Below are 23859 nucleotides of genomic sequence, written 5' to 3' on the forward strand. Positions count from 1 at the left end.
CCTGCTCAGGAAAGGACGGAGCGACGTGAGCCTCGCCGAAAGGCAACCCCGGCACGACGGCCCCCCGAGGGGCCGTCCGAGAAGCGAGGCCGTCGAGCGCGCCATCATCGAGGGCCTGATGAAGCTCCTGGAGGAGGGCGTGTCCCTCGCGGAGCTGTCCATCGAGCGCGTCGCCCGGACCGCCGGCGTCGGCAAGGCCACCATCTACCGCCGCTGGAGCGGCAAGGAGGAACTCTTCGTCGACGTCCTGCGCGCCGCCGAACCCCCCGAACCCCCGCTCCCCGGCACCTCCATGCGAGACGACCTCGTGGCCCTGCTGGAACAGGCGCGCCGGCGCGGCCTGGCCAATCGCTCGTCGGCGATCCTGACCAATGTGCACGCCCAGATGAAGAGCAGCCCGAAGATCTGGGCGGCGTACGAGGCCACCGTCCTGGCACCGCGCCGCCGGCTCGGCCTGGAGATCCTGCGCCGGGGGCAGGAGAACGGCGAACTGCGCACGGACGTCGACATCGAGCTGCTGGGCGACATGTTCGTCGCCCCCGTGCTCGTGCGCTCCGTCCTGCGCCCGGACGCCGACCTCCCCGACGACCTCGCCGCCCAGGTCGTCGACACGCTCCTCGAAGGCCTACGCCCCGTCAGTTCCGCAGCTCACCAGCGCTAGTGTGCGCGTTTCGTCACAGACGGCGCTTACTCCGGGCCTGATCGGAACTCTCCGCGCGGGCTCGAACGTCATCGCCCCCGTACGGCCGTCGAGGGACGGCGGGAACGGAACGGATCATCCCCTAGGGTCGTAGACACGGGGGCGATGGTGTGCACGGCAGGCAGTGAGGCGACGGTATGGCGCAGCAGGCGTACATGACGGAGACGGACAACGGCGGCTCGGGGCACGAGCCCCGGGGACACCGGCTTCGGCGCCTGTTGGACCGGCTGCTCGGCGGCCGGCTGGGCGACCGGCGGGTCTGGCGGCGCGGCGTCGTCCTGGCCGGCTGCGCGGTGCTGCTGGCCGTGGTCATGCTGCTGCACTCGCGCATCCCGAACACGATCGGCAACCTGGGCAGCCTCATCGAGACCTTCCTGCCCTGGCTCGGTCTCCTCATCCCGGTGCTGCTCCTGCTGGCCGTGGTCCGCAAGTCCGCGACCGCCCTGATCGCGGTGCTGCTGCCCGCGCTGGTCTGGCTGAACCTCTTCGGCGGCCAGCTCACCGACAAGACCGCCACCGGGGGCGACCTCACCGTGGCCACGCACAACGTCAACGCGGACAACCCCGACCCGGCCGGTACCGCCCGTGACGTGGCCGCCTCCGGCGCGGACGTGCTGGCCCTGGAGGAGCTGACGGCGTCCGCGGTCCCGACGTACGAGCGGGCGCTGGACTCGGCGTACCCGTACCACTCGGTGCAGGGCACGGTCGGGGTGTGGAGCAAGTACCCGCTGACGGGCGTGCGGGCCGTCGACATCGACTTGGGCTGGACGCGGGCGATGCGCGCCACCGTGACCGCCCCGGCCGGGCAGGTCGCGGTCTACGTCGCCCATCTGCCGTCGGTGCGCGTGAAGATGGAGGCCGGGTTCACGGCCCGGCAGCGCGACCGCAGCGCCGACTTCCTGGGCGAGGCCATCGCCCATGAACCGCTGCATGACGTCGTACTGCTCGGCGACCTGAACGGCACCATGAACGACCGCGCGCTCAACGCCGTCACCTCCCAGATGCGCTCCACGCAGGGCGCCGCGGGCAACGGCTTCGGGTTCAGCTGGCCGGCGTCGTTCCCGATGGCGCGCATCGACCAGATCATGGTCAGGGGCCTGAAGCCGGAGAGCTCGTGGACCCTCCCGCAGACGGGCAGCGACCATCTGCCCATCGCGGCCCGTGTGAGTGTCACCACAGGCGACTGAGGAAAACTGCAGCTCAGAGCGTATTCGGCAGGAGTCGGCAACCGAGCCTTCACCTCTCGGCGACCTCGCGGAATAGTGGGCCTGCGAGACTTTGTTCCGTACTTGAACATACGAAGTCACGAAGTACGAACCCCCGTAAGTCTCGAAAGGCTCCCTCATGCCCCTGGCCCTGCTCGCCCTCGCCGTGGGCGCCTTCGGCATCGGTACCACCGAGTTCGTGATGATGGGGCTGCTGCCCGACGTCGCGAACGACCTGCACATCTCGATACCCAGCGCCGGTCATCTGGTGTCGGCGTACGCGCTGGGCGTCGTCATCGGCGCCCCGCTGCTGGCCGCCGTCACCGCCCGGATGTCCCGCCGCACGGTCCTGATCGCGCTGATGGGGCTGTTCGTCGCGGGCAACGCGCTGTCGGCCCTCGCTCCCGACAACGGCTGGCTGCTGGCGGCCCGCTTCCTGAGCGGTCTGCCGCACGGCGCCTTCTTCGGCGTGGGCGCCGTCGTCGCGACGAACATGGTCGCTCCCGAACGCAAGGCGCGCTCGGTCTCCCTGATGTTCCTCGGCCTGACGGTCGCGAACGTCGTGGGTGTGCCCGTCGCGACCCTCATGGGCCAGCAGCTCGGCTGGCGGGCGACCTTCCTCGGCGTCAGCGCCATCGGCCTGGCGGCGATCGCCGCGCTCGCGTTCCTGATCCCGCACGACCACGAGCACGCCACCGCGAAGGGCCTGCGCGGTGAACTGGCCGCCCTGCGCTCCGTCCCGGTCTGGCTGTCGCTCGGCACGACGGTCGCGGGCTTCGGCGCCCTCTTCGCGGCCTACAGCTACATCACGCCCATGCTCACGGACGCCGCCGGCTACGCCGACGCCAGCGTGACCCTGCTGCTGGCCCTGTTCGGCGTCGGCGCGACCGCCGGCAACCTGCTGGGCGGCCGCCTGGCCGACCACTCCCTGCGGGGCACCCTGTTCGGCGGCCTGGGCTCCCTGGTGGCGGTGCTGGCGCTGTTCCCGCTGCTGATGCGCACGGAGTTCACCGCCGCCGTCGCCGTGATCCTGCTCGGCATGGCGGCCTTCGCCACCGGCTCCCCGCTCCAGCTGATGGTCATGGACAAGGCCGCGTCGGCCCCGTCCCTGGCCTCCTCCGCCAACCAGGCGGCCTTCAACCTGGCCAACGCCGGCGGCGCCTGGATCGGCGGCCTGGCCCTGGCCGCGGGCTTCGGGGTCACCTCCCCGGCCCTGGCCGGCGCGGCCCTGGCCGTGCTCGGCCTCGGCGTGGCGTCGCTGGCGTACGCGGTGGACCGGCGCAGTGCGCCGGCCGGCGGGCGCGAGCGGGTCGTGGCGAGCCATGTCCCGCAGGAGGCGGAAGCGGTGCACTACTGAGCCGACCCGCACCAGGAGCGGCAGTTCGCAGGTGACGCACCTGCGTGCTGCCGCTCCGCGCGTCCGGTCGGCGTGCGTCCGTCAGGCCCGGCGGGCCGCGACGACCGCCGAACTGGACGGCGTCGTGAGGACTTCGGTGGCGTCCAGGTCCGAATGGGTCAGGTAGAACAGGCGCAGCTCGTCCACCCTGCCCTCGAACACCGGCGGCCACGTGGTCGACGGTGTGAAGTCGTCGAGGACGAGAATCCCGCCGGGAGCGAGCAACTCGACGACCCGCTGGGGGGCGTCCCGCTTGCCGCCGCCGTCGCAGAAGAAGACGTCGAACGGGGCGTGTCGCTCGAGCAGCCGCCAGTCGCCGGTCAGCACGCTGACGCGGTCGTCGTCCGCGAAGACACCGGCCGCCCGCCGGGCCAGCTCCTCGTCACGCTCCACGGTGACGAGACGCGCACCGGCCCCCAGGCCGCTGTGCAGCCAGGCGGTGCCCACACCCGAGCCGGTGCCGCTCTCGGCGACGACCCCACCGGGCTTGGCGGCGGCGGCCAGCCTGAGCAGCCTGCCCACTTCGGGGATGCAGCTCTTCTCGAACCCGGCCTCGGCGGCGATCCGCTCGGCGGTCACCACGCGGTCAGGAACCACACGCTCTGCCATGATCAGCCCCCTGTCGGTGTCAGCCCGACGCTACCTGACCCCTGATCAGGGAGCCGACCAGTTGGTCCAGTTCGTCGAACCGCCAGTCGAAGGCGTCGTCGCTCGCCGGAGGGTCCCCGACCGGCCGCCGCACATGGGCGGTCCGCATGCCGACCGCCTGCGCCGCGCGGAGGTCCCAGGCGTGGGCGGCCACCATGAGTACGCGTTCCGGTGGGCAACCGGCGGCGTCGAGAGCGAGCCGGTAGACCTCCGGCGCCGGCTTGTACGCCCGTGCGGCTTCGGCGGACAGGGCCTGGTGCCAGCGCAGCCCGGCGTGCGCGTTGAGGCGCAGCAGCGCCGTACGGGAGGCGTTGGAGAGCCCGACCAGGGGGAACCACCGGGCGAGCCGTTCGAGACCGGCGGCCGAGTCGGGCCAGGGCGGCAGTCGCTGACCCGCTGTGGCCAGCCGGGCGACGGCCGCGGGATCGGAGAGCCCGGCGCGCCCGGCCACGAGCCGCGCGGCCTCCGCGTCGAGGGTCTCGGTGCTGGCGTAGGCGCGGAGGCCTTGCAGGATGCGTCGCTGTTCGGCCTCGCCGTGCTGCTGCCACAAGGCGAGCAGGTGGTCGACAGCCGCCTCGTCGGACGCGGGCAGGGCTTCGTGGATCGCCGTTCGAAGCCCTCCGGGCTCGTCGACGAGTGTGCCGAGGACGTCGAAGACGACGACCTCGATGTCGCGGATCCCGGTCACGCGTCTTCCCGCCTTCGTGTCGCAGCCGTCACTACCTGAGGAGGTGACGATGCTGCCACCGCCCCCGTCACCGGTCAAGATGGTGACGGGGGCGTCGGGTTCGTGAGCGGGGAGGATGTCAGACCGACTCCCGCCACCCGTTCGTGATCGGCAGGCGGCGGTCCTTCCCGAAGCCCTTCACCGAGATCTTCGTCCCCGGCGGGTACTGGCGCCGCTTGTACTCCGCCGTGTCGACCATGCGCAGGGTCTTCGTGACCAGCTCCCGGTCGAAACCGGCCGCGACGATCTCGTCGGCGCCCCGGTCCTGGTCGACGTACAGGTCGAGGATCGCGTCCAGCACCGGGTAGTCGGGCAGCGAGTCGGTGTCGACCTGGCCCGGGCGGAGTTCCGCGCTCGGCGGCTTGGTGATGGAGTTCTCCGGGATCGGCGGGGTCTGGCCGCGTTCCCGGGCGGCCCGGTTGCGCCACTCGGCCAGGCGGAAGATCGACGTCTTGTAGACGTCCTTGATGGGGCCGTAGGCGCCCACCGAGTCGCCGTAGAGCGTGGAGTAGCCGACCGCCAGTTCCGACTTGTTGCCGGGGGCCAGCACGATGTGGCCCTCCTGGTTGGAGATCGCCATGAGCAGCGTGCCGCGCAGGCGCGACTGGAGGTTCTCCTCCGCCAGGCCGGTCAGGCCCAGCGAGCCCATGTACGCGTCGAACATCGGCTCGATCGCGACCGTGCGGTAGTTCAGGCCCGTGCGCCGGGCCATCTCCGCCGCGTCGTCCTTCGAGTGGTCCGACGAGTACTTCGACGGCATCGACACGCCGTACACGTTCTGCGCGCCCACCGCGTCGCACGCGATCGCCGCGACCAGCGACGAGTCGATGCCGCCCGACAGACCGATCAGGACGGACTTGAAGCCGTTCTTCGCGACGTATGCCCGCAGGCCCACGACCAGCGCCGAGTAGACCTCCTCGTCGTCGTCCAGGCGTTCCGCGTAGCCGCCCGTGAGCTCCGGCTCGTAGCGGGGCAGCGGGTCCTTGGAGAGCACCACCCGGTCGATGCGCAGGCCGTCGTCCACCACGCCCGTCGGCGCGTCCTCCGACGCCGCCGGCAGGTCCAGGTCCAGGACCACGCAGCCCTCGGCGAACTGCGGCGCCCGCGCCACGACCTCGCCGTCCTTGTCCACGACGATCGAGTCGCCGTCGAACACCAGCTCGTCCTGGCCGCCGATCATGGCGAGGTACGCCGTGGTGCAGCCGGCCTCCTGGGCCCGCTTGCGGACCAGCTCCAGGCGCGTGTCGTCCTTGTTGCGCTCGTAGGGCGAGGCGTTGATCGAGACCAGCAGGCCCGCCTGCGCCGAGCGCGCCGCGGGGACACGGCCGCCGTCCTGCCAGAGGTCCTCGCAGATGGCCAGGGCGACATCCACGCCGTGGACGCGCAGGACCGGCATGCTGTCGCCGGGCACGAAGTAGCGGAACTCGTCGAAGACGCCGTAGTTCGGCAGGTGGTGCTTGGCGAAGTTCAGGACCACCTCGCCGCCGTACAGCACCGCTCCCGCGTTCTGCGGCGCGCCGGCCGGCTGGCCGTACTTCGGCTGGGCGGTCGCGCAGCGGTCGAGGTAGCCGACGATCACCGGCAGCTCACCGAAGCCCTCGTCGGCCAGGCGGACGGCGAGGCTCCGCAGCGCCGCCCGGGAGGCCTCCACGAAGGACGACCTGAGGGCCAGGTCCTCGACGGGATACCCGGTCAGCGCCATCTCGGGGAACGCCACGAGATGCGCTCCCTGCTCGGCGGAGTGCCGGGTCCAGCGGACGATCGACTCGGTGTTCCCGGCGAGGTCGCCGACGCTCGAGTCGATCTGGTTCAGGGCGAGACGTAGTTGAGGCACGGGCCCAGTGTAATCGTCAGAGCGACGCAATGGGGTGGTGTGGGTCACCCCACACCACCCCATGTCCCCTTGCGGAGGTCAGCGGCGCCGGTACGACTCGACGTAACCGTTCGCGGGCGTGCCCACGCCGGTGACGTCGTCGTAGCCCTTCACGGCGGAGAGCGAGCTGTCCTTGCCCAGACTGCGCACGGACGTGGCCAGGCCGCCCGTGGCGTCGTAGCCGTTCACGAAGTCGACGCGGGCCACGGCCAGGCCGGAGCCCGTCGGGTTGTCGGTGACGTCGTGGTAGGCCTTCGTGCCGGCCTTCGCGTAGATCGCCGGGTTGGCGAAGCCGATCGGCTTGCCGCCGCGGGCCTCCTGGGCGAGGGCCTGGATGGCCGCGATGGTCGGCGCGGCGAGTGAGGTGCCGCCGATGCGGTACTCGCTGTACGCCTGCGTCTTGCCGTCGGGCAGGGTCTGCGTCTGGCCGACCAGGAAGCCGGTGTTCGGGTCGGCGATCGCCGCGATGTCCGGGACGACGCGGTTGCCGCCCGCGCTGTTGGCCTTCGCCAGCGCGTCCGGCACGACGCCCTTCTGGTACGAGGGTTCGGCGACCGTCCTGCTGGTGCCGCCGCCCGCGCCGGAGGTGAACGCGCCGGGGAAGTCCGTCCAGCTCTTGCCGTCGGCCGACAGGTTCGCCTTCTCGGTGCCCCAGCCGGTCTCCCACAGGTACGTGTCGTTCTTGCCGACGGCCAGCGAGGTGCCGCCGACGGCGGTCACCCACGCCGAGTTGGCCGGGGAGTCGACCTGCTTCGTTCCCGAGCCGGCGACTTCGTCGCCGTCGTCGCCGGAGGAGAAGTAGAAGCCGATGCCCTCGACCGCGCCCAGCTGGAAGACCTGGTCGTAGGCGGCCGCGAGGTCGGGCGTCTGCGCGGCCTCGACCTCGCCCCAGGAGTTGGAGACGATGTCGGCCAGGTGGTGGTCGACGACCTTGCCGAGCGCGTCGAGCAGATCGGCGTCGGTGCAGGACGCCGCGCCCACGTAGGTGACGTCCGCGGCCGGTGCGACCGCGTGCACGGCCTCGACGTCCAGGGTCTCCTCGCCGTACCAGCCGGCGGCCGAGCAGTCCTTGGTGTTCGTGTACTTCTTGGGCAGCACCTGGTGCAGCTGGCCGGACTTCCAGGCCGCGTCGCCGTGCTTGCCGGCGTAGGTGGCCGCGTCGTAGGCGATCGTCGGCGAGGCGTACGCGTCCGTGATGGCGACCCGGACGCCCTTGCCGGTGCGCGTGCCCGCGCCGTAGGCGGCCCGCAGCTGCTTGCCGGTGTAGCCCTTGACCGCGTACGGGATCTTCGTGCCGTACGCGTCCGGGAGTGTGGTCGCGGTCTTCGAGCCGTAGTACGAGGAGAACGGCCCGGCGTTGCGGAACACGGTGTCCGGCGGCGGCAGTTGGTCGTCGTGCGTGACCATGTGCGGCGCGTTGTCCAGGCCGGTGACGGTCAGCACGGCGTCGGCCACGCTCGCCGGCACGGAGGCGGTGCTCGCCGGGGCGCGATAGGTCTTCGAGCCCTTGGCGAAGTTGTGCAGCTGGGCACCGAACGCCTTCTCGGCGGCGGCCACGTCACCGGTGACGGAGACGTAGTGCGCCGTGACGCCGGTGGCCTTCAGGCCGGCCGCCGTCAGCCAGGCCTTCACGGCCGCCACCTGGGCCTTGGTCGCGCCGAAGCGGGCCTGGGCCTGCTTGGCGGTCAGGTACTTGCCGTACGAGGCCGACGTCGGGTCGGAGACGGCCTTGGCGTACGCCGCGAGGCCCGCCGCGTCGCGCCCCCGGAGATAGACGCGGGCCGACATCGCGGCGCCGTCGGGAGCGGCGCCCTTGTCGGCCCTGGGCGTGGCCCACGCCGGCTTGGTCCCGGCGAGCAGGTCACGGAGCGGGTGGTCGGCGGCGTGCGCCGCGGGTATGCCGAGCGCCAGCGCACCGGCGAGCATCGGCAGTGTCGCTGCCATGCTCAGCCCGGCGCGCGCCTTGGCGCGGTTGGATCTCATGGAACCCCCTGTGCGGTTCGTCGCGAGTGGATCACTCGACGGTCGCCACTCTCGCGACGAACCGTTCATGCCAGGGGAATGCGCACCCCAAGAAGCGCTCTACGGAGGCCAAGAAGAGCCCAAGAAGCAGCAAGCCAGGGCGATTTGAGGCTTACGCCCTACGAGCGCGGCGCGGCGCCCCGCTCCTTCAGCAGGTCCGCCATCAGGCCGATCTCCGACTGCTGCGCGTCCACCATGCCCTGCGCGAGCCGCTTCTCCACGCCGACCGTGCACTTCTCCACACAGCCCTCGGCCATGTGGATGCCGCCCTTGTGATGGTCCGTCATCAGCTGGAGGTAGAAGATCTCCGCCTGCTTCCCGCTGAGTTCGCCGAGCCTCTTCATCTCGGTGTTGGTCGCCATGCCCGGCATCAGCGCGCCGTCCTTGCCGGAGGCCATGCCGCCCATGTCCATCCAGGTCATCGGCGGCTCGGAGGACACCTTGGGAAGGCCCCACAGGTCGAGCCAGCCGAGCATCATGCCGCGCTGGTTGGCCTGCGTCTGCGCGATGTCGTACGCGAGGCGCCGCACCTCCTCGTCCTTGGTGCGGTCGCGCACGATGTACGACATCTCCACGGCCTGCTGGTGGTGCACCGCCATGTCCCGCGCGAACCCGGCGTCCGCGGACTCGGCGGAGGGCGTCTTGCCGCTGCCGTCGTCCCCGGCGACGGCGTAGGTGATCGCGCCGGCCGCGACGAGCGCCGTCGCCGCGGCCCCCGCGATCAGACCGACCTGCCTCACTGCGACAGCCCGTTCGTGCAGGCGGCGCCCGGCTCGGGGGTCTGCTCGCCCTGGACGAACTTCTCGAAGAACTTGTCGACGTTCGGGTCGCTCGCGCCCGTCACCGTGCGCTGGTGCCCCCACGCCGAGAGCATGATCGGGTCCTTCTGGTCGTCCATCGGGCTCATCAGCGTGTACGGCGTCTTCTTCACCTTCGCCGCGAGCGCGTCGACGTCGGCCTTCTTCGCGTCGGCGTTGTACGTCACCCACACCGCGCCGTGCTCCAGCGAGTGCACGGCGTTGGTGTTGTCGATCTCCTTGGTGTAGACGTCGCCGTTGCAGTTCATCCAGACCTGGTTGTGGTCGCCGCCGACGGGGGGCTCGGAGGCGTACTTCACGGCCTTGGTGACGTGGTTGCGGGACAGCTTGCCTTCCCAGGTCTTCACGCCGTCCTTGCCCGTGACGAACCTGCCCTTGCCCGAGGTGTCGCTCGCGGCGGTGTCGCTGCCGCCGTCGGACTGGGACCGCACGAGCACGACGCCGCCGGCGACCAGACCGCAGACGATCACGACGCTGGCCGCGATGGTGAGGATCCGGTTGCGGCGCTCACGGGCCTGCTCGGCGCGCCGCATCTCCTCTATCCGCGCCTTGCGTGCCGTGCTGCTCTTCTTGGCGGAGCCCATGGGGTGTCCTTCGTGGGAAAGGTGGGACGATCGGGTGGGCTGATCGTAATGGGGGAGAGCGGGCCCCTCGTAGGGCGGCCGCAGGAATGGGCTGAATCGATACGGCACCGACAGGTGCCCGACAGCTTCCCCGGGACGATGTGAACCCGGGCTCCCGACTCTTCGAACCCGAGCCCGGGATTATTTGAACCGCAGATACCGATTACCTACGCTGCGGGTATGCGGCTGCTGCGCTCCACCGACCTGGCCCTGCGGGTCCTGATGCGGCTCGCCGTCGCCGGCGAGTCGACTCCGACGACCCGGGACGTCGCCGCCGGCATGGACGTGCCGTACACCCACCTGGCGAAGGTCGTCGCCGAGCTCCAGCACATGGGCCTGCTGACCGCCCGTCGCGGGCGCGGCGGCGGCCTCAACCTCACCGAGCAGGGCCGCACGGCGTCGGTGGGCGCCGTGGTGCGCGCCTTCGAGGGCGACGGCGACGTCGTCGACTGCGAGGGCCCCACGCCCTGCCCCCTGAACTCCGCCTGCCGCCTGCGCGGCGCGCTGCGCCGGGCCCAGGAGGCGTTCTTCGCCTCCCTGGACCCGATCACGGTGACGGACATCGCGGCGGAACCGACCGGGGCGCTGCTGCTGGGGATCTCGCGGGCGGCCGGTACTCCCGGCCCTTAGGGGGCTTCTGATGGATCTTCGCCTTCTTCCACGGAGATCCATCAGAAGCCCCCTAAGCCTGCCCCGCCAGCCACAGGTCCGGCCCGAACACCTCGTAGTGGATGTCGGCCGGTGCCACGCCCTTGCCGATCAGCTGGGCCCGTACCGCCCGCATGAAGGGCAGCGGTCCGCACAGGTACGCGCGCGTGCCCCGCTCGACCGGAACCTCGGCGAGGTCGACCAGGCCGGAGCGGGTGCCCGCCGGGGCGTCCCGCTCGTACCAGAAGTGGACGGCCGCCGCGGGCAGCTTGGCGGCGTAGGCCTCGTGGTCGGTGCGCAGGGCGTGGGTGGCGGGTGAGCGGTCGCCGTGCACGACGGTGACCGGGGCGCGGTGCCCCGAGCCCGCCAGGTGGGCCAGCATCGCGGTCATGGGGGTCACGCCGATGCCCGCCGAGGCCAGCAGCAGCGGGGTGTCGGGGCCGGCGTCCAGGACGAGGTCGCCGTAGGGCTCGGACAGCTCCAGGACGTCACCCACCTCCACGCGCGCGTGGAGGTGGTTCGAGACCTCGCCGTCGGGGGCGCCCTCGCCGTGCACGCGCTTCACGCTGATCTGCCTCAGGTCCGGGGCGGGCGCCCCGGAGAGGCTGTACTGCCGTATCTGGCGGGCGCCGTCCGGGAGGGCCACGCGGACGGAGACGTACTGGCCCGCGAGGAAGTCCCGCACCGGACCGCCGCCCGCGGGCCGCAGCCGGAACGTGGCGACGTCGTCGGTCTCGGCGACGCGCTCGACGACCTCCCAGGCCCGCCAGGCGTGTCCGCCCCGCTCTTCCCGGAGCCGCTTCTCGACGGCGATGAGGGCGTTCGCCATCAGCCAGTAGACCTCGTCCCAGGCGGCGGCGACCTCGGGCGTGACGGCGTCGCCGAGCACGCCGGCGATGGCGGTGAACAGGTGCTCGTGGACGATGTCGTACTGCTCGGGCGTGATGCCGAGGGAGGCGTGCTTGTGGGCGATGCGGTGCAGCATCGCGTCCGGCCGCTGTTCCGGGTGGTCCAGCAGGTGCGTCGCGAAGGCGGCGACGGATCCGGCGAGCGCCTGGCGCTGCGTGCCGGCGGCCTGGTTGCCCCGGTTGAACAGGTCGTTCAGCAGCTCGGGGTGGGCCGTGAACAGCCCGGCGTAGAAGCGCTCGGTGATCGTGCCGAGGGCCGCGCCGACGGCAGGGAGGGTGGCGCGGACGGTGGCGGCGGACTGCTCGGACAGCATCGGGACTCCTCGGGACTCGACTGCCGCGCACGGTATTTAAAGTTGCATCTGAAATGCAAATTAAGAGGGTGGGGTGCCGGTGGGGACCGGCCGTTACGGATGTCGGTGCGAGCAGGCACTATGGGCGGAAGAGCAGTTCACCCGCCGTACGTGAGGCGTTCGGTCCCGGGCCGGCCGGGCGATCATGGTGCGCAACGCGTACGAAATGGTGGTGTGGTGGGATGCTCAGGTGCCCGACCGCCTCCCGTGGTACGGAAGAGAAGGCGGCCTGACCAGCAAGGATGGGGAAGCGGAAGATGGACAAGCAGCAGGAGTTCGTGCTCCGGACGTTGGAGGAGCGCGACATCCGGTTCGTACGCCTGTGGTTCACGGACGTGCTGGGCTTCCTCAAGTCCGTCGCCGTGGCCCCGGCCGAACTGGAACAGGCCTTCGACGAGGGCATCGGCTTCGACGGCTCCGCCATCGAGGGCTTCGCCCGGGTCTACGAGTCCGACATGATCGCCAAGCCGGACCCGTCGACCTTCCAGATCCTGCCCTGGCGCGCGGAGGCCCCGGGCACGGCCCGGATGTTCTGCGACATCCTCATGCCGGACGGCTCCCCGTCCTTCGCCGACCCGCGCTACGTGCTCAAGCGCGCCCTGGCCCGCGCCTCCGACCTGGGCTTCACGTTCTACACGCACCCGGAGATCGAGTTCTTCCTGCTGAAGGACCGGCCGCTGGACGGCAGCCGTCCGACGCCCGCCGACAACTCCGGCTACTTCGACCACACCCCGACCAACGTCGGCATGGACTTCCGCCGCCAGGCGATCACCATGCTGGAGTCGATGGGCATCTCCGTCGAGTTCTCGCACCACGAGGGCGCGCCGGGCCAGCAGGAGATCGACCTGCGCTACGCCGACGCGCTCTCCACGGCCGACAACGTCATGACGTTCCGCCTGGTCATGAAGCAGGTGGCGCTGGAGCAGGGCGTGCAGGCCACGTTCATGCCGAAGCCGTTCTCCGAGCACCCCGGCAGCGGCATGCACACGCACCTCTCCCTCTTCGAGGGCGACCGCAACGCCTTCTACGAGTCGGGCTCGGAGTACCAGCTCTCGAAGGTGGGCCGCTCCTTCATCGCCGGCCTGCTGCGGCACGCGGCGGAGATCTCCGCGGTCACCAACCAGTGGGTGAACTCCTACAAGCGCATCTGGGGCGGCGCGGAGCGCACGGCGGGCGCGGGCGGCGAGGCCCCGTCGTACATCTGCTGGGGCCACAACAACCGCTCGGCGCTGGTCCGCGTCCCGATGTACAAGCCCGGCAAGACGGGCTCGGCCCGCGTCGAGGTCCGCTCCCTGGACTCCGGCGCCAACCCCTACCTGTCCTACGCCGTCCTCCTGGCCGCCGGCCTGAAGGGCATCGAGGAGGGCTACGAGCTCCCGCCGGGCGCCGAGGACGACGTCTGGGCCCTCTCCGACGCGGAGCGCCGCGCGATGGGCATCGAGCCGCTCCCCCAGAACCTCGGCGAGGCCCTGACCCTGATGGAGCGCAGCGACCTGGTCGCCGAGACCCTCGGCGAGCACGTCTTCGACTTCTTCCTGCGCAACAAGCGGCAGGAGTGGGAGGAGTACCGCTCGGAGGTCACGGCGTTCGAGCTGCGGAAGAACCTGCCGGCGCTGTAAGCCCTGTCGGGTTTCCCGCTGGGGCGGGGCCGAGGCCGGCGGTCGTGGACCGTCGGCCTCGGTACACCGCGCCCCTACGCTTGCGCGGCCTCCGCCAGCACCCGCCGCAGCTCCGCCACCTCCGGTTCCAGTCGCTCGACGCACGAGTCCAGGTACTCGTTGCCGGCCGCCGTGCCTCGGGACAGCCACAACCGGTGGTAGGTGTCGATCTCGTTGAACAGCCTGCCGATGGCGAACGGCATGTCGATCATCTTCACGCCGCCCGGCCGGCTCGTCACCGCTGCCGCGTCCGCGAACAGCAGGTCGCCGTTGTCACGGATCACCTCCAGCACCGTCCGCAGGGCGGTGTCGACGACGCCCCACCGGACGGGCCCGTCGGCTCCGGGTGGGGGCGCGGCCGGGAGCATCGGCAGCAGGCGTGCGGCCAGGGTCCGTTCCCCGTCGCTCACCGACCACTCGCCCTCCAGCCCGATCTCGGGCAAGTCGACGTAGACCATGCCGGCGAGCGTAGGGGGACCGGCCGGGACCCCTCCCGGGGATCAGCCCTCCTGCTGCCGCTTCAGCTTCGCCAGCAGCTCGTGCAGCGGCTCCGTCGCCCGCCGCCGGTACTCCTGGACCGCCCAGCCGTTGCCGTCCGGGTCCTGGAAGTGCATGAACGTGGCGCCGTCGTCGGGGGCGTACTGGACCGGTTCCGAGACGTCGAGGCCGCGTTCGACGAGTTCCGCGTGGGCCGCCTTGATGTCGGCGACGCACAGCTGCAGGCCCTGGTAGGAGCCGGGGGCCGGGGTGGGGCCGGGGGTCATCTCCCAGATCGAGTCGCCCAGGGCGATCGAACAGCCGGAGCCTGGAGGCGTCAGCTGGACGATCCGCATCCCGGGCATGACCTCCTGGTCGATGTCCACGTGGAAGCCGACCTTGTCCCGGTAGAAGTCCCGGGCGCGGTCGATGTCGGTCACGGGCAGCGGGATGACTTCGAGCGTGAAGTCCATGGCGTGACTCCTTCGTCAGGCATCAGGCGAACCGCCACCTCGTCTGGCTGAACGGCTCTCCCTTACCGAAGCCGAAAACCGTCCGTGGCGCCACCGAGTAGACGGCCGCGTGTCCCGCGCCGTGGTGGAAATAGCCCTCCCGTACCTCGTAGTGCCAGAAACTGCCGTACTTCGCCTCCCACGCGGCGGCCAGTTCGCGTAGCCGCCCGTCGTCGGTCACGCGCGTCGCCTCGCCCTCGACCACCAGGTCGTAGCCCTCGTTCCAGGTGTTCGTGCCGGTGGTCAGCACGACGTGCGGATTCCCGGCGAGGTTCCTGGCCTTGCGTTCCTCCGGGCCCGTGCAGAAGTGCAGGGCGCCGTCCGACCAGACCGCCGGCAGCGGGGTGACGTGCGGGCGGCCGTCGGGGCGCACCGTCGTGATCCAGAACAGTTCGGCGGCCGTGAGCCGCGCCTCGGCCTCCGGCCAGTCGGTCGCGGTGGCCCTCTCGTCGCTGTAGCGGCGGTCCAGACGGGTTTCCTCGGGGTGCGTGGTGGTCATGAGCGTCCTCCCGGCCTTGTGGCTTCACAGGTGCAGACCCCGTCCGCCCACCGAACTCATCGGAGCTTCCCCCGGGCTCTGCGGTTAGGCTCAAGCCGTACGACCTTGATCCGATGCAGGTCCGAGGAAGAGTGTGAGGGAGGCCCGGATGACGGCGGCGCCGGGGCGCAGGAGCAGTACCTTCACGCGGCTGCTGCGGCACGGCTTCACCGACGCCTCCGCCGCCGAGCGGCTCCTGGACAGCGCCGAGCTCGCGCCCCTGCGCGACGACCCGGTGCTGCTGGACGCCCTGGGCGCGACCGCCGACCCCGATCTCGCGCTGCTCGGACTGGTCCGGCTGCTGGAGGCCCAGCCGGAGCCCGGCGCCCGCCGGGAGCTGCTCGACACGCTGATCTCGTCCAAGCCGCTGCGCGACCGCCTGCTCGGTGTGCTCGGCGCCTCCACCGCCCTCGCCGACCACCTCACCCGGCACCCGGACGACTGGCAGGCGCTCGTCATGTACGAGGCGCACGACCTGCACCCCGGGGTGGAGGAGTTCGAGGCCGGTCTCGCGGAGGCGACCGACCCCGTCTCGCTGCGCGTCGCCTACCGGCGCTGCCTGCTGTCCATCGCCGCACGGGACGTGTGCGGCACCACCGGTGTCGCCGAGTCCGCCGCCGAGCTCGCCGACCTGGCCACCGCCACGCTGCGGGCCGCCCTCCGTCTCGCCGGGGAGGCCGCGCCCGAGGACGTCGCCCTGTGCCGGCTCGCCGTCATCGCGATGGGCAAGTGCGGCGGCCACGAGCTGAACTACGTCTCCGACGTGGACGTCATCTTCGTCGGCGAGGCCGTCGAGGGAGCCGACGAGACCAAGGCCGTCCGCGCCGCGACCCGGCTCGCCTCGCACATGATGCGGATCTGCTCGGAGACGACGGTCGAGGGGTCCATCTGGCCCGTGGACGCCAACCTCCGGCCCGAGGGCAGGAACGGTCCGCTCGTGCGGACCCTCTCCAGCCACCTCGCCTACTACCAGCGCTGGGCCAAGACCTGGGAGTTCCAGGCCCTGCTCAAGGCCCGGCCGGTGGCCGGCGACCTCGACCTCGGCGAGGAGTACGTCGCCGCCGTCCAGCCCCTGGTGTGGAAGGCCGCCGAGCGCGAGAACTTCGTCCCCGACGTGCAGAAGATGCGCCGCCGGGTCGTGGAGAACATCCCCGTCGCCGAGGTCGACCGCCAGCTGAAGCTGGGCCCGGGCGGCCTCAGGGACGTCGAGTTCGCCGTGCAGCTGCTCCAGCTGGTGCACGGCCGGACCGACACCTCGCTGCGCAGCGGCACCACCCTCGACGCGCTGAAGGCCCTCGCCGCCGGCGGGTACGTCGGCCGGGCCGACGCCGCCCAGCTCGACGAGGCCTACCGCTTCCTGCGCTCCATGGAGCACCGGATCCAGCTGTTCCGGCTACGGCGCACCCACCTCGTGCCCGAGGACGAGGCCGAGCTGCGCCGCATCGGCCGCTCCCTCGGCCTGCGCACCGACCCGGTCGCCGAGCTGCTTCGCGAGTGGAAGCGGCACGCAGGCGTCGTACGCCGGCTGCACGAGAAGCTGTTCTACCGGCCGCTGCTCGACGCGGTCGCCCAACTCGCCACCGGCGAGGCCCGGTTGAGCGCCGAGGCGGCCCGGGAGCGCATGGTCGCCCTCGGTTACGCCGACCCGGCCTCCGCCCTGCGCCACCTGGAGGCACTGGCGTCGGGCGTCACCCGCAAGGCCGCCATCCAGCGCACCCTGCTGCCCGTCCTGCTGGGCTGGTTCGCCGACTCGGCCGACCCGGACGCGGGTCTGCTCAACTTCCGCAAGGTGTCGGACGCGCTCGGCAAGACGCCCTGGTACCTGCGGCTGCTGCGGGACGAGGGCGCCGCCGCGCAGAACCTCGCCCGCGTACTGTCCGCCGGCCGGCTCGCGCCCGACCTGCTGATGCGCGCTCCGGAGGCGGTGGCGCTCCTCGGCGACGGGGACGGCGGCGGCCTCGAACCGCGCTCCCGGGCCCATCTGGAGCAGGAGATACTCGCCGCCGTGAACCGGGCCGACGGCGCCGCCCAGGCGGTCACGGCCGCCCGCGGGGTGCGCCGCCGCGAGCTGTTCCGGACGGCCGCCGCCGACATCGTCGGCTCCTACGGCACCGAGGAGCAGGCCGCCGAGGCCGACCCGGGCGCCCTGGTGGACCGGGTCGGCGGCGCGGTGTCGGACCTGACGGCCGCGACCCTCGCCGGCACGCTCCGCGCGGTCGTGCGCGACGGGTGGGGGGACAGCCTGCCCACCCGGTTCGCGATCATAGGGATGGGACGCTTCGGCGGACACGAACTGGGCTACGGCTCCGACGCGGACGTGCTGTTCGTGCACGAGCCGCGCGACGGCGTCGACGAGCGGGAGGCCTCCCAGGCCGCCAACAAGGTCGTCTCCGAGATGCGCCGGCTGCTCCAGATCCCCAGCGCCGACCCGCCCCTGCTCATCGATGCGGACCTGCGCCCGGAGGGCAAGTCGGGCCCGCTCGTGCGGACCCTCACGTCGTACGAGGCGTATTACCGCCGGTGGGCCCTGACCTGGGAGTCGCACGCGCTGCTGCGGGCCGAACCCGTCGCCGGGGACGAGGACCTGGGCCGCCGGTTCATCGAGCTGATCGACCCGCTGCGCTACCCGGCGGACGGACTCGCCGACGAGGCCGTGCGCGAGATCCGGCGGCTGAAGGCCCGTATGGAGTCCGAGCGGCTGCCGCGGGGTGCCGATCCCAAGCTGCACGCCAAGCTCGGGCCGGGCGGTCTGTCCGACGTGGAGTGGACGGTGCAGCTGCTGCAACTGCGGCACGGCGCGGCCGAGCCGGGCCTGCGCACGACCCGGACGCGTCAGGCCCTGGCCGCCGCCCGTACGGCCGGTCTCATCACGGACGAGGACGCGGCGATCCTGGACGAGGCCTGGGTCCTCGCGACCCGCGTGCGCAACGCGGTCATGCTGGTGCGCGGCCGGGCGGGCGACACGTTCCCCACGGAGCCCCGTGAACTCGCCGCCGTCGGCCGCTACCTGGGCTACGGACCCGGCCATGCCGGCGACATGCTCGACGCGTACCGGCGGACGGCCCGCAGGGCCCGGGCCGTGGTGGACGAGCTGTTCTACGGGTCGGCGGAGCGCTAGGGGGCTACGGGCCCGCCCCCCGCCCCCTGGCCCCGGCCCGTACCGGCCCGCACCTCCCTCGCGTGGTTCATGAGGCCCGTCAGCCCCACCTCGAACGCCCGGTCCGCCCGGCCCTCGGTCGCCGCCGACAGTGCCTCGGCCAGCCGTGGGGTCGGTGCCGAGGCGGTCAGTTCCCACATCGTCTCGGGGGCCGCGAGGTCCAGGGCCGAGCCGAGGACCAGGTTCTCCAGGGCGGTGATCAGGGGCATCACATCGGCCGGGGCGAAGCCCGCGTCGAGCAGCAGCGTCACCGCCCGCTCGTACTGCTCCAGCACGCGCGGGGCCCGCACGGGGGACGTCATCAGCAGCGGGATCGCCTTGGGATGCGCGGCGAACGCGGCGCGGTAGGAGCGGGCCCAGGCCTCCAGGGCCGTGTCCCAGGGACGCAGATCCAGGGTCGCCGGGTCGATCGCCGCCGCCACCCGCTCGCGCAGCAACTCCACGATGCCGTCCCGGCCGTCCACGTGGTGGTACACCGAGCCGGTCTGCGCGCCCAGCCGCTTGGCCACCTGCGGCACGCTGAAGTCGCCGCGCTCGTCGACGATTTCGAGCGCCGTCGTCGCGATGCGCTCGCGGTCGAGGAGCGGTGTGCGCGGCCGTCCCATGGTCGGTGGTCCCCCTGAGGTCTTCCCGGATGCCGAGGTAGAGGCTACATTGCCAAAACCGAAAGCCTTTAGATTTACCGCGGCGATCCCGCACGCACGGACTCCCCCCACGCCCCGATTCCCTCCACGCCCGGATTCCCTCCCGTCCGCCGCTCGAAGGGCTTGCCCCATGTCCGTCACCACCTCAGGGGAGCGCACCCCGCCCGCCACGGCGACCCTGCGCTCCGGCTCCCTCGGCACCGCCGACATCGCCTTCTTCGTCGTCTCCGCCGCCGCCCCGCTCACCGTCATGGCCGGAGTCGCCCCCCTCGCGATCCTGCTGGGCGGCGTCGGCGCCCCCGTCGGCTATCTCCTGGCCGGTCTCACGCTCGCCGTCTTCGCCGTCGGCTTCACCACCATGAGCCGCCACGTCAGGAGCGGCGGCGCCTTCTACGCGTACATCACCCGCGGACTGGGCCGCCCCGTCGGCATCGGGGCCGCCCTGCTGGCCCTGGTCGGCTACAACGGCATGGAGATCGGCGTCTACGGCCTCCTCGGCTCCGCCACCCAGGACACCGCACACGCCCTGTTCGGCGCCGACCTCCCCTGGCTGCCGATCTCCCTCGCGGGCCTGCTGCTCATCGGCTACGGCGGCTACCGCTCCATCGACTTCGGCGCCAAGGTGCTCGGCGTCCTGCTCGTCGCCGAGACCGGCATCCTCGTCCTCCTCGCGGGCGGAGTCCTGATCAAGGGCGGCGCGCACGGGCTGTCCCTCGCCTCCTTCGAGCCCGGCAACGTCCTGGTCCCCGGCACGGCCGCCGTCCTCGCGTTCGCCTTCGCCGCGTTCACCGGCTTCGAGTCGACCGTCATCTACCGCCGCGAGGCCCGCGACCCGCAGCGCACCGTGCCGCGCGCGACCTACCTGGCCGTCGGATTCCTCGGGCTGTTCTACGCGTTCATCGTCTGGACCGTCATCCAGGCCTTCGGCGACGCAGAGATCGCCGGAGCCGCCGGCAAGAACCCCGGCGAGCTGTTCTTCACCGCCATCACCACCTACGTGGGCGGCTGGGCGGCCGACCTGATGCACGTCTTCATCGTCACCAGCGTCCTCGCCTCGCTGCTCGCCTTCCACAACGCCATCAACCGGTACGCCCTCGCCCTCGCCGAGGAGGGCGTGCTGCCCAAGGCGCTGGGCCGCATCCACCCGCGGCACGGCTCCCCGTACGTGGCCGGCCTCGCCCAGACGGTCCTCGGCACGGTCGTCGTCCTGGCCTTCGCGGCGGCCGGCGCCGACCCGTACGGGCAGCTGCTGCTGTGGGTCAACACCCCGGGGATGATCGGCCTGTTCCTGCTCCAGCTGCTCGCCGCGATCGCCGTGCCCTGCTACTTCCGCCGGGTGCGCCACCAGGAGGGCGTGCTGCGCACGGTCGTGGCGCCCGTGGCCGCCGCCGTACTGCTCGCGACGGCCATCGTGCTGGTGGTGAACCACATCGACCTGTTCACCGGGGCGTCCCCGACCGTGAACACCGTCCTCGTCGTCACGGCCCCCGCCGTGTTCGCCGCGGGCCTCGCCCTCGCCTGGTGCCTGCGCAGGAAGCGCCCTCGGGTCTACGCCGAGTTCGCAGCCGAGCCCGCCGAATAGTTCAGCTCTGCAAGGGAGTTCCTCACATGCCGACCGCCGATCTGGTCCTCGCCGGCGCCAAGGTCCGCACCCTCGACCCGGACCGCCCGTACGCCACGTCCGTCGCCGTGCGCGACGGGCTGATCGCGGCGGTGGGCGACGAGACGGACGTACGCGACTGGTGCGGCCCGGGCACCGAGGTCGTCCACCTGGGCGGGGCGCACCTGGTGCCCGGACTCGTCGACGCGCACAGCCACCCCGTGTGGGGGCTGGACATGGCGACCGGGACGGACCTGTCGGGCGTGACGGACCTGGCGGGGCTGCGGGCCGCCCTCGCGGACGCGGCGCGCACCGACGGGTGGGTGACCGGCTTCGGCCTCGACCACAACGCCTTCGAGGGCCGCCCCGTCCACCGGGACCTGATCGAGGACGTCCTGGACGGCACACCCGCCTTCCTGCGCCTCTACGACGGCCACTCCGCCCTCGCGACCGGCCCGGCCCTCGTCGCGGCCGGCGTGCACGGCCCCCGGGGCTTCGCCCAGCGCTCGGAGGTCGTCTGCGACGCCTCGGCCCGGCCCACCGGGCATCTCGTCGAGCACGCGGCGATGGGCCTGGTGGCCGAGGTCGCTCCCCGGCCGTCGTACGCCGCTCGCCGGGCGCGCCTGGTGGAGCTGCTGTCCGCCATGGCCGCGACCGGGCTGACCGGGGCGCACGTCATGGACGCCGGCGACCCGGAGCTGATCGGCTCCGTGGCCGCGGAGATGGTGCTGCCGGTGCGGCTGCGGTTCGCGCCCTGGTGCATGCCGGGCGCGGACCGGACCGCCCTGGACGAGCTGGTCGCCGTGCAGGGCCGGGGCGGCCGGCACTGGCGGACCGGCGGGGTCAAGTTCTTCATGGACGGCACCGTCGAGGGCGGCACGGCCTGGCTTGAGCACGCCGACTGCCACGGCCAGGGCACGGACGCGTTCTGGCCCGACCCTCAGGCGTACGCCGCCGCCGTACGGCACCTGCACGCGGCCGGTGTGCGCACGGCCACGCACGCCATCGGGGACGCGGCGGTACGGCACGTGCTGGACGTGGTGGAAGGGCTGGGGCCGGGCGGGCGGGGGGCGCACCGCGTCGAGCACATCGAGACCGTGCCGGACGAGCTGCTGCCGCGGTTCGCGAGGCTGGGAGTGGCGGCGTCCATGCAGCCGCCGCACACCGCGTACACCCGGGCCGACGGCACCGACGAGTGGTCCCGGCGGCTGGGCCCCGGGCGGGCCGGCCGGGCCTGGCGGCTGCGGGACCTGCGGGACGCCGGCGCGGTGGTGGCCCTCGGTTCGGACTGGCCGATCGCCCACTACGACGCCCGCGCCGTGCTCGCCACGGCCCGCGCACCGAGGGGCGCGGCCTCGGCACGCGCCGGGCTCACCGGCCTTGAGGCACTGGAGGGCTGCACGAGCCATGCGGCGCTGGCGGCGGGGGAGTCCGACGCGACCGGACGCATCGCTCCCGGCCTCCGGGCCGACCTGACTGCGCTGGGGCTGGACCCGGTGACCGCTCCACCGGACGAGGTGGCGCAGGCGCCGGTGCGACTGACGGTGACCGGGGGGCACGTGGTGCACCGGGAGGAGTGAGACAGGCGGCTCCGGAGCAGCCGGGCCGCCCGTCGCCTGCGGAGGCCCCACGGCCGTGCAGGCCGCCGCGGAAGCGGCCGGACGGCGGCGCCCTCGGGCACGGCTCCCGAGCAGCCGCGCCGGGCCGCCCGTCGGCGCGGGGTCCCACCGCCGCGCAGTCCGCCGTCGACGTGGCCGGGCGTGCCGCCGGTGTCGGCGGCGCCACGGTGGTGTGCTCGGGCTCGCGTGTCGGGTGGCGCTGGGGTCGGTGGGCACCACCGCTGCGGGGGTCGGTCGGTCCTTGGTGGAGGCCACCGGGTTCGTGAGGCACGGGCGGCTCCCGCAACAGCCGGGCTGGGCCGCCTTTCGTCGGCGGCGGTCCCACGGCCGTGCGGGCCGCCGCGGAAGCGGCCGGGCGGCGGCGCCCTCGGGCCCGCGCGAGGACGGGCTCCCCGGGCAGCCGGGCGGGCCGCCCGTCGGCGCTGGGGGTCCCGCCGCCGGGGCAGGCCGCCGTCGGCGCGGATGGGCGTGCCGCCGGTGCCGGCCGTGCGGACGGTGGTGCGCTCGGGCCCGCGTGTCGGGTGGCGGTGGGGTCGGTGGGCACCACCGCTGCGGGAGTGGGTCAGTCCTTGGTGGAGGCCACCCGGTTCGTGAAGCACGGCGGCTCCCCGGGCCGCCCGCCGGCGTGGCTGTCCCGCCGCCGGGCAGGCCGCCGTCGACGTGGCCGGGTGCCGCCGGTGTCGGCCGCGCGAACGGCCGCGGCCTCGGGCGCGGCGCGTCCGGTGGCGGTGCAGCCGTGGGGGGACCGCCGCCGTGGAAGTGGGTCAGGCCTTGGCGGGCGTCACCGGTTCGCGCGGCGGCCGTGACGTACCGGGGCGCTGCCTCGGCACGTCCCTCGGCAGTGCGTACGGATGCCTCCCGTACCAGACCCCCGCCACCGTGAACCCGAAGGCCAGGCAGAGCACGCCACCGACCGCATCCAGCCAGAAGTGGTTCGCCGTGGCGACGATGACGACCAGGGTCAGCGCCGGGTACAGCAGGCCCAGCACCCGCACCCAGGGGATCGTCGCCAGGGCGAAGATCGTCAGGCCGCACCACATGGACCAGCCGATGTGCATCGACGGCATCGCGGCGTACTGGTTGGACATGTGCTTCAGGTCGCCGGACGCCATCGATCCCCAGGTCTGGTGGACCATGACGGTGTCGATGAAATCGCCGCCGTTCATCAACCGCGGCGGCGCCAGCGGATACAGGTAGTAACCGACCAGGGCGACGGCGGTCGTCCCGAACAGCACCAGGCGGGTCGCCGCGTACCGGCCGGGATGGCGACGGTACAGCCACACGAGCACACCCAGCGTCACCACGAAGTGCAGCGTCGCGTAGTAGTAGTTCATGCCGATGATCAGCCAAGTCACCGAGTTCACGGCGTGGTTGACCGACTCCTCGACCGCGATGCCGAGCTGCTGCTCGGCCTGCCAGATCCAGTCGGCGTTGCGCAGCGCCTCGGTCCTCTGCTCGGGCACGGCGTTGCGGACGAGTGAGTACACCCAGTAACTCACCGCGATCAGCAGGATCTCGAACCAGAACCGGGGCCGGCGAGGGGTGCGCAGCCGGGGGAGGAGACCCTGCCCCGGATCGGCCGCGACGGGATCCGGAACGGCCGCTTCCCGGCCGTCCAGCGTCGTCACGGTGGTGTCACCCATAGGCACAAAGTCTGCCAGAAAAGCCCTGTCCCCCCGATCATCCTCCGCTGTGGTGCGGACCGCATGTTCTAGGGCGAAATCCAGCCGACC

General features: G+C 72.4%; 20 protein-coding genes. 8 read left to right on the top strand and 12 right to left on the bottom strand.

Annotation, left to right across the window (positions count from 1 at the left end):
• Window positions 1-25: 25 nt before the first annotated feature.
• From SCNRRL3882_RS29230 to SCNRRL3882_RS29240, 3 genes are all read left to right on the top strand, one after another.
• Window positions 26-661: a TetR/AcrR family transcriptional regulator gene (locus SCNRRL3882_RS29230; RefSeq protein ID WP_010036980.1), complete on the top strand. Its 636-nt coding sequence runs from the start codon at window positions 26-28 to the stop codon at window positions 659-661.
• A 176-nt stretch (window positions 662-837) separates the two neighbouring features.
• Entirely contained in the window at window positions 838-1887 is a 1050-nt protein-coding gene (locus SCNRRL3882_RS29235; protein ID WP_010036984.1) for an endonuclease/exonuclease/phosphatase family protein, read from the top strand.
• Between the two features lie 157 nt (window positions 1888-2044).
• The gene (locus SCNRRL3882_RS29240; RefSeq protein WP_010036987.1) at window positions 2045-3262 is read left to right on the top strand and encodes an MFS transporter; all 1218 of its coding nucleotides are present in this window, start codon (window positions 2045-2047) and stop codon (window positions 3260-3262) included.
• Window positions 3263-3343: 81 nt separating this feature from the next.
• Here SCNRRL3882_RS29240 and SCNRRL3882_RS29245 read toward each other — a convergent pair whose 3' ends face one another.
• From SCNRRL3882_RS29245 to SCNRRL3882_RS29270, 6 genes are all read right to left on the bottom strand, one after another.
• Complete coding sequence (locus tag SCNRRL3882_RS29245) at window positions 3344-3910, bottom strand: O-methyltransferase (RefSeq protein ID WP_078602779.1); 567 nt, start codon at window positions 3908-3910, stop codon at window positions 3344-3346.
• Window positions 3911-3929: 19 nt separating this feature from the next.
• Entirely contained in the window at window positions 3930-4637 is a 708-nt protein-coding gene (locus SCNRRL3882_RS29250; RefSeq protein ID WP_010036995.1) for a haloacid dehalogenase type II, read from the bottom strand.
• A gap of 118 nt (window positions 4638-4755) precedes the next feature.
• Complete coding sequence (locus tag SCNRRL3882_RS29255; RefSeq protein ID WP_010036997.1) at window positions 4756-6510, bottom strand: NAD+ synthase; 1755 nt, start codon at window positions 6508-6510, stop codon at window positions 4756-4758.
• A gap of 78 nt (window positions 6511-6588) precedes the next feature.
• On the bottom strand, window positions 6589-8532 hold the full coding sequence (locus tag SCNRRL3882_RS29260) for a S53 family peptidase (RefSeq protein ID WP_010036999.1): 1944 nt from the start codon (window positions 8530-8532) through the stop codon (window positions 6589-6591).
• A gap of 158 nt (window positions 8533-8690) precedes the next feature.
• Entirely contained in the window at window positions 8691-9311 is a 621-nt protein-coding gene (locus SCNRRL3882_RS29265; RefSeq protein WP_010037003.1) for a DUF305 domain-containing protein, read from the bottom strand.
• Window positions 9308-9973: a DUF3105 domain-containing protein gene (locus tag SCNRRL3882_RS29270; RefSeq protein ID WP_010037005.1), complete on the bottom strand. Its 666-nt coding sequence runs from the start codon at window positions 9971-9973 to the stop codon at window positions 9308-9310. Before SCNRRL3882_RS29270 ends, SCNRRL3882_RS29265 begins: the two co-directional genes overlap by 4 nt.
• Window positions 9974-10192: 219 nt before the next feature.
• On the opposite strand from SCNRRL3882_RS29270, the gene SCNRRL3882_RS29275 reads away from it, so the two are divergent.
• A complete protein-coding gene (locus tag SCNRRL3882_RS29275; protein WP_010037007.1) occupies window positions 10193-10642 on the top strand; it encodes an RrF2 family transcriptional regulator in 450 nt (149 codons plus the stop codon).
• Between the two features lie 52 nt (window positions 10643-10694).
• Here the strand turns inward: SCNRRL3882_RS29275 and SCNRRL3882_RS29280 are convergent, their stop codons facing one another.
• Window positions 10695-11882, bottom strand: a complete 1188-nt coding sequence (locus tag SCNRRL3882_RS29280) for a globin domain-containing protein (RefSeq protein WP_010037010.1) — start codon at window positions 11880-11882, stop codon at window positions 10695-10697.
• A 296-nt stretch (window positions 11883-12178) separates the two neighbouring features.
• Here SCNRRL3882_RS29280 and glnA point away from each other — a divergent pair, with 296 nt between their 5' ends.
• Window positions 12179-13540 carry a type I glutamate--ammonia ligase gene (gene glnA / locus SCNRRL3882_RS29285; protein WP_010037011.1) on the top strand — a complete coding sequence of 454 codons (1362 nt, stop codon included), beginning with the start codon at window positions 12179-12181 and terminating at the stop codon, window positions 13538-13540.
• Window positions 13541-13614: 74 nt separating this feature from the next.
• On the opposite strand, the gene SCNRRL3882_RS29290 is transcribed toward glnA, so the two are convergent.
• The 3 genes from SCNRRL3882_RS29290 to SCNRRL3882_RS29300 are packed head-to-tail and all read right to left on the bottom strand — an operon-like array spanning window position 13615 to window position 15067.
• Window positions 13615-14037: a hypothetical protein gene (locus tag SCNRRL3882_RS29290; RefSeq protein ID WP_010037014.1), complete on the bottom strand. Its 423-nt coding sequence runs from the start codon at window positions 14035-14037 to the stop codon at window positions 13615-13617.
• Between the two features lie 42 nt (window positions 14038-14079).
• On the bottom strand, window positions 14080-14529 hold the full coding sequence (locus SCNRRL3882_RS29295; RefSeq protein ID WP_010037018.1) for a VOC family protein: 450 nt from the start codon (window positions 14527-14529) through the stop codon (window positions 14080-14082).
• A gap of 22 nt (window positions 14530-14551) precedes the next feature.
• Window positions 14552-15067 (bottom strand): pyridoxamine 5'-phosphate oxidase family protein, encoded by a 516-nt coding sequence (locus SCNRRL3882_RS29300; RefSeq protein WP_010037020.1) that lies wholly within the window; start codon window positions 15065-15067, stop codon window positions 14552-14554.
• Between the two features lie 148 nt (window positions 15068-15215).
• Here SCNRRL3882_RS29300 and SCNRRL3882_RS29305 point away from each other — a divergent pair, with 148 nt between their 5' ends.
• Window positions 15216-18224, top strand: coding sequence for a bifunctional [glutamine synthetase] adenylyltransferase/[glutamine synthetase]-adenylyl-L-tyrosine phosphorylase (locus SCNRRL3882_RS29305; RefSeq protein ID WP_010037023.1), 3009 nt, complete (start codon window positions 15216-15218; stop codon window positions 18222-18224).
• Here the strand turns inward: SCNRRL3882_RS29305 and SCNRRL3882_RS29310 are convergent.
• Window positions 18221-18868 (bottom strand): TetR/AcrR family transcriptional regulator, encoded by a 648-nt coding sequence (locus SCNRRL3882_RS29310; RefSeq protein ID WP_010037026.1) that lies wholly within the window; start codon window positions 18866-18868, stop codon window positions 18221-18223. The genes SCNRRL3882_RS29305 and SCNRRL3882_RS29310 overlap by 4 nt on opposite strands.
• Window positions 18869-19037: 169 nt before the next feature.
• On the opposite strand from SCNRRL3882_RS29310, the gene SCNRRL3882_RS29315 reads away from it, so the two are divergent.
• On the top strand, window positions 19038-20489 hold the full coding sequence (locus SCNRRL3882_RS29315; protein WP_010037027.1) for an APC family permease: 1452 nt from the start codon (window positions 19038-19040) through the stop codon (window positions 20487-20489).
• Window positions 20490-20515: 26 nt separating this feature from the next.
• Entirely contained in the window at window positions 20516-22087 is a 1572-nt protein-coding gene (locus SCNRRL3882_RS29320) for an amidohydrolase (RefSeq protein ID WP_010037029.1), read from the top strand.
• An 803-nt stretch (window positions 22088-22890) separates the two neighbouring features.
• On the opposite strand, the gene SCNRRL3882_RS29325 is transcribed toward SCNRRL3882_RS29320, so the two are convergent.
• The gene (locus SCNRRL3882_RS29325; RefSeq protein WP_010037030.1) at window positions 22891-23769 is read right to left on the bottom strand and encodes a phosphatase PAP2 family protein; all 879 of its coding nucleotides are present in this window, start codon (window positions 23767-23769) and stop codon (window positions 22891-22893) included.
• Between the last annotated feature and the right edge of the window lie 90 nt (window positions 23770-23859).

It is taken from the genome of Streptomyces chartreusis NRRL 3882, assembly GCF_900236475.1.
In the GTDB taxonomy this organism is placed as follows: domain Bacteria; phylum Actinomycetota; class Actinomycetes; order Streptomycetales; family Streptomycetaceae; genus Streptomyces; species Streptomyces chartreusis_D.

Coding starts and splice junctions, on each gene's coding strand:
- SCNRRL3882_RS29295 (WP_010037018.1), bottom strand. CDS start 14,529: ATGGACTTCACGCTCGAAGTCATCCCGCTGCCCGTGACCGACATCGAC.
- SCNRRL3882_RS29325 (WP_010037030.1), bottom strand. CDS start 23,769: ATGGGTGACACCACCGTGACGACGCTGGACGGCCGGGAAGCGGCCGTT.
- SCNRRL3882_RS29240 (WP_010036987.1), top strand. CDS start 2,045: ATGCCCCTGGCCCTGCTCGCCCTCGCCGTGGGCGCCTTCGGCATCGGT.
- SCNRRL3882_RS29260 (WP_010036999.1), bottom strand. CDS start 8,532: ATGAGATCCAACCGCGCCAAGGCGCGCGCCGGGCTGAGCATGGCAGCG.
- SCNRRL3882_RS29320 (WP_010037029.1), top strand. CDS start 20,516: ATGCCGACCGCCGATCTGGTCCTCGCCGGCGCCAAGGTCCGCACCCTC.
- SCNRRL3882_RS29235 (WP_010036984.1), top strand. CDS start 838: ATGGCGCAGCAGGCGTACATGACGGAGACGGACAACGGCGGCTCGGGG.
- SCNRRL3882_RS29270 (WP_010037005.1), bottom strand. CDS start 9,973: ATGGGCTCCGCCAAGAAGAGCAGCACGGCACGCAAGGCGCGGATAGAG.
- SCNRRL3882_RS29305 (WP_010037023.1), top strand. CDS start 15,216: ATGACGGCGGCGCCGGGGCGCAGGAGCAGTACCTTCACGCGGCTGCTG.
- SCNRRL3882_RS29280 (WP_010037010.1), bottom strand. CDS start 11,882: ATGCTGTCCGAGCAGTCCGCCGCCACCGTCCGCGCCACCCTCCCTGCC.
- SCNRRL3882_RS29315 (WP_010037027.1), top strand. CDS start 19,038: ATGTCCGTCACCACCTCAGGGGAGCGCACCCCGCCCGCCACGGCGACC.
- SCNRRL3882_RS29310 (WP_010037026.1), bottom strand. CDS start 18,868: ATGGGACGGCCGCGCACACCGCTCCTCGACCGCGAGCGCATCGCGACG.
- SCNRRL3882_RS29300 (WP_010037020.1), bottom strand. CDS start 15,067: ATGACCACCACGCACCCCGAGGAAACCCGTCTGGACCGCCGCTACAGC.
- SCNRRL3882_RS29245 (WP_078602779.1), bottom strand. CDS start 3,910: ATGGCAGAGCGTGTGGTTCCTGACCGCGTGGTGACCGCCGAGCGGATC.
- SCNRRL3882_RS29275 (WP_010037007.1), top strand. CDS start 10,193: ATGCGGCTGCTGCGCTCCACCGACCTGGCCCTGCGGGTCCTGATGCGG.
- SCNRRL3882_RS29290 (WP_010037014.1), bottom strand. CDS start 14,037: ATGGTCTACGTCGACTTGCCCGAGATCGGGCTGGAGGGCGAGTGGTCG.
- glnA (WP_010037011.1), top strand. CDS start 12,179: ATGGACAAGCAGCAGGAGTTCGTGCTCCGGACGTTGGAGGAGCGCGAC.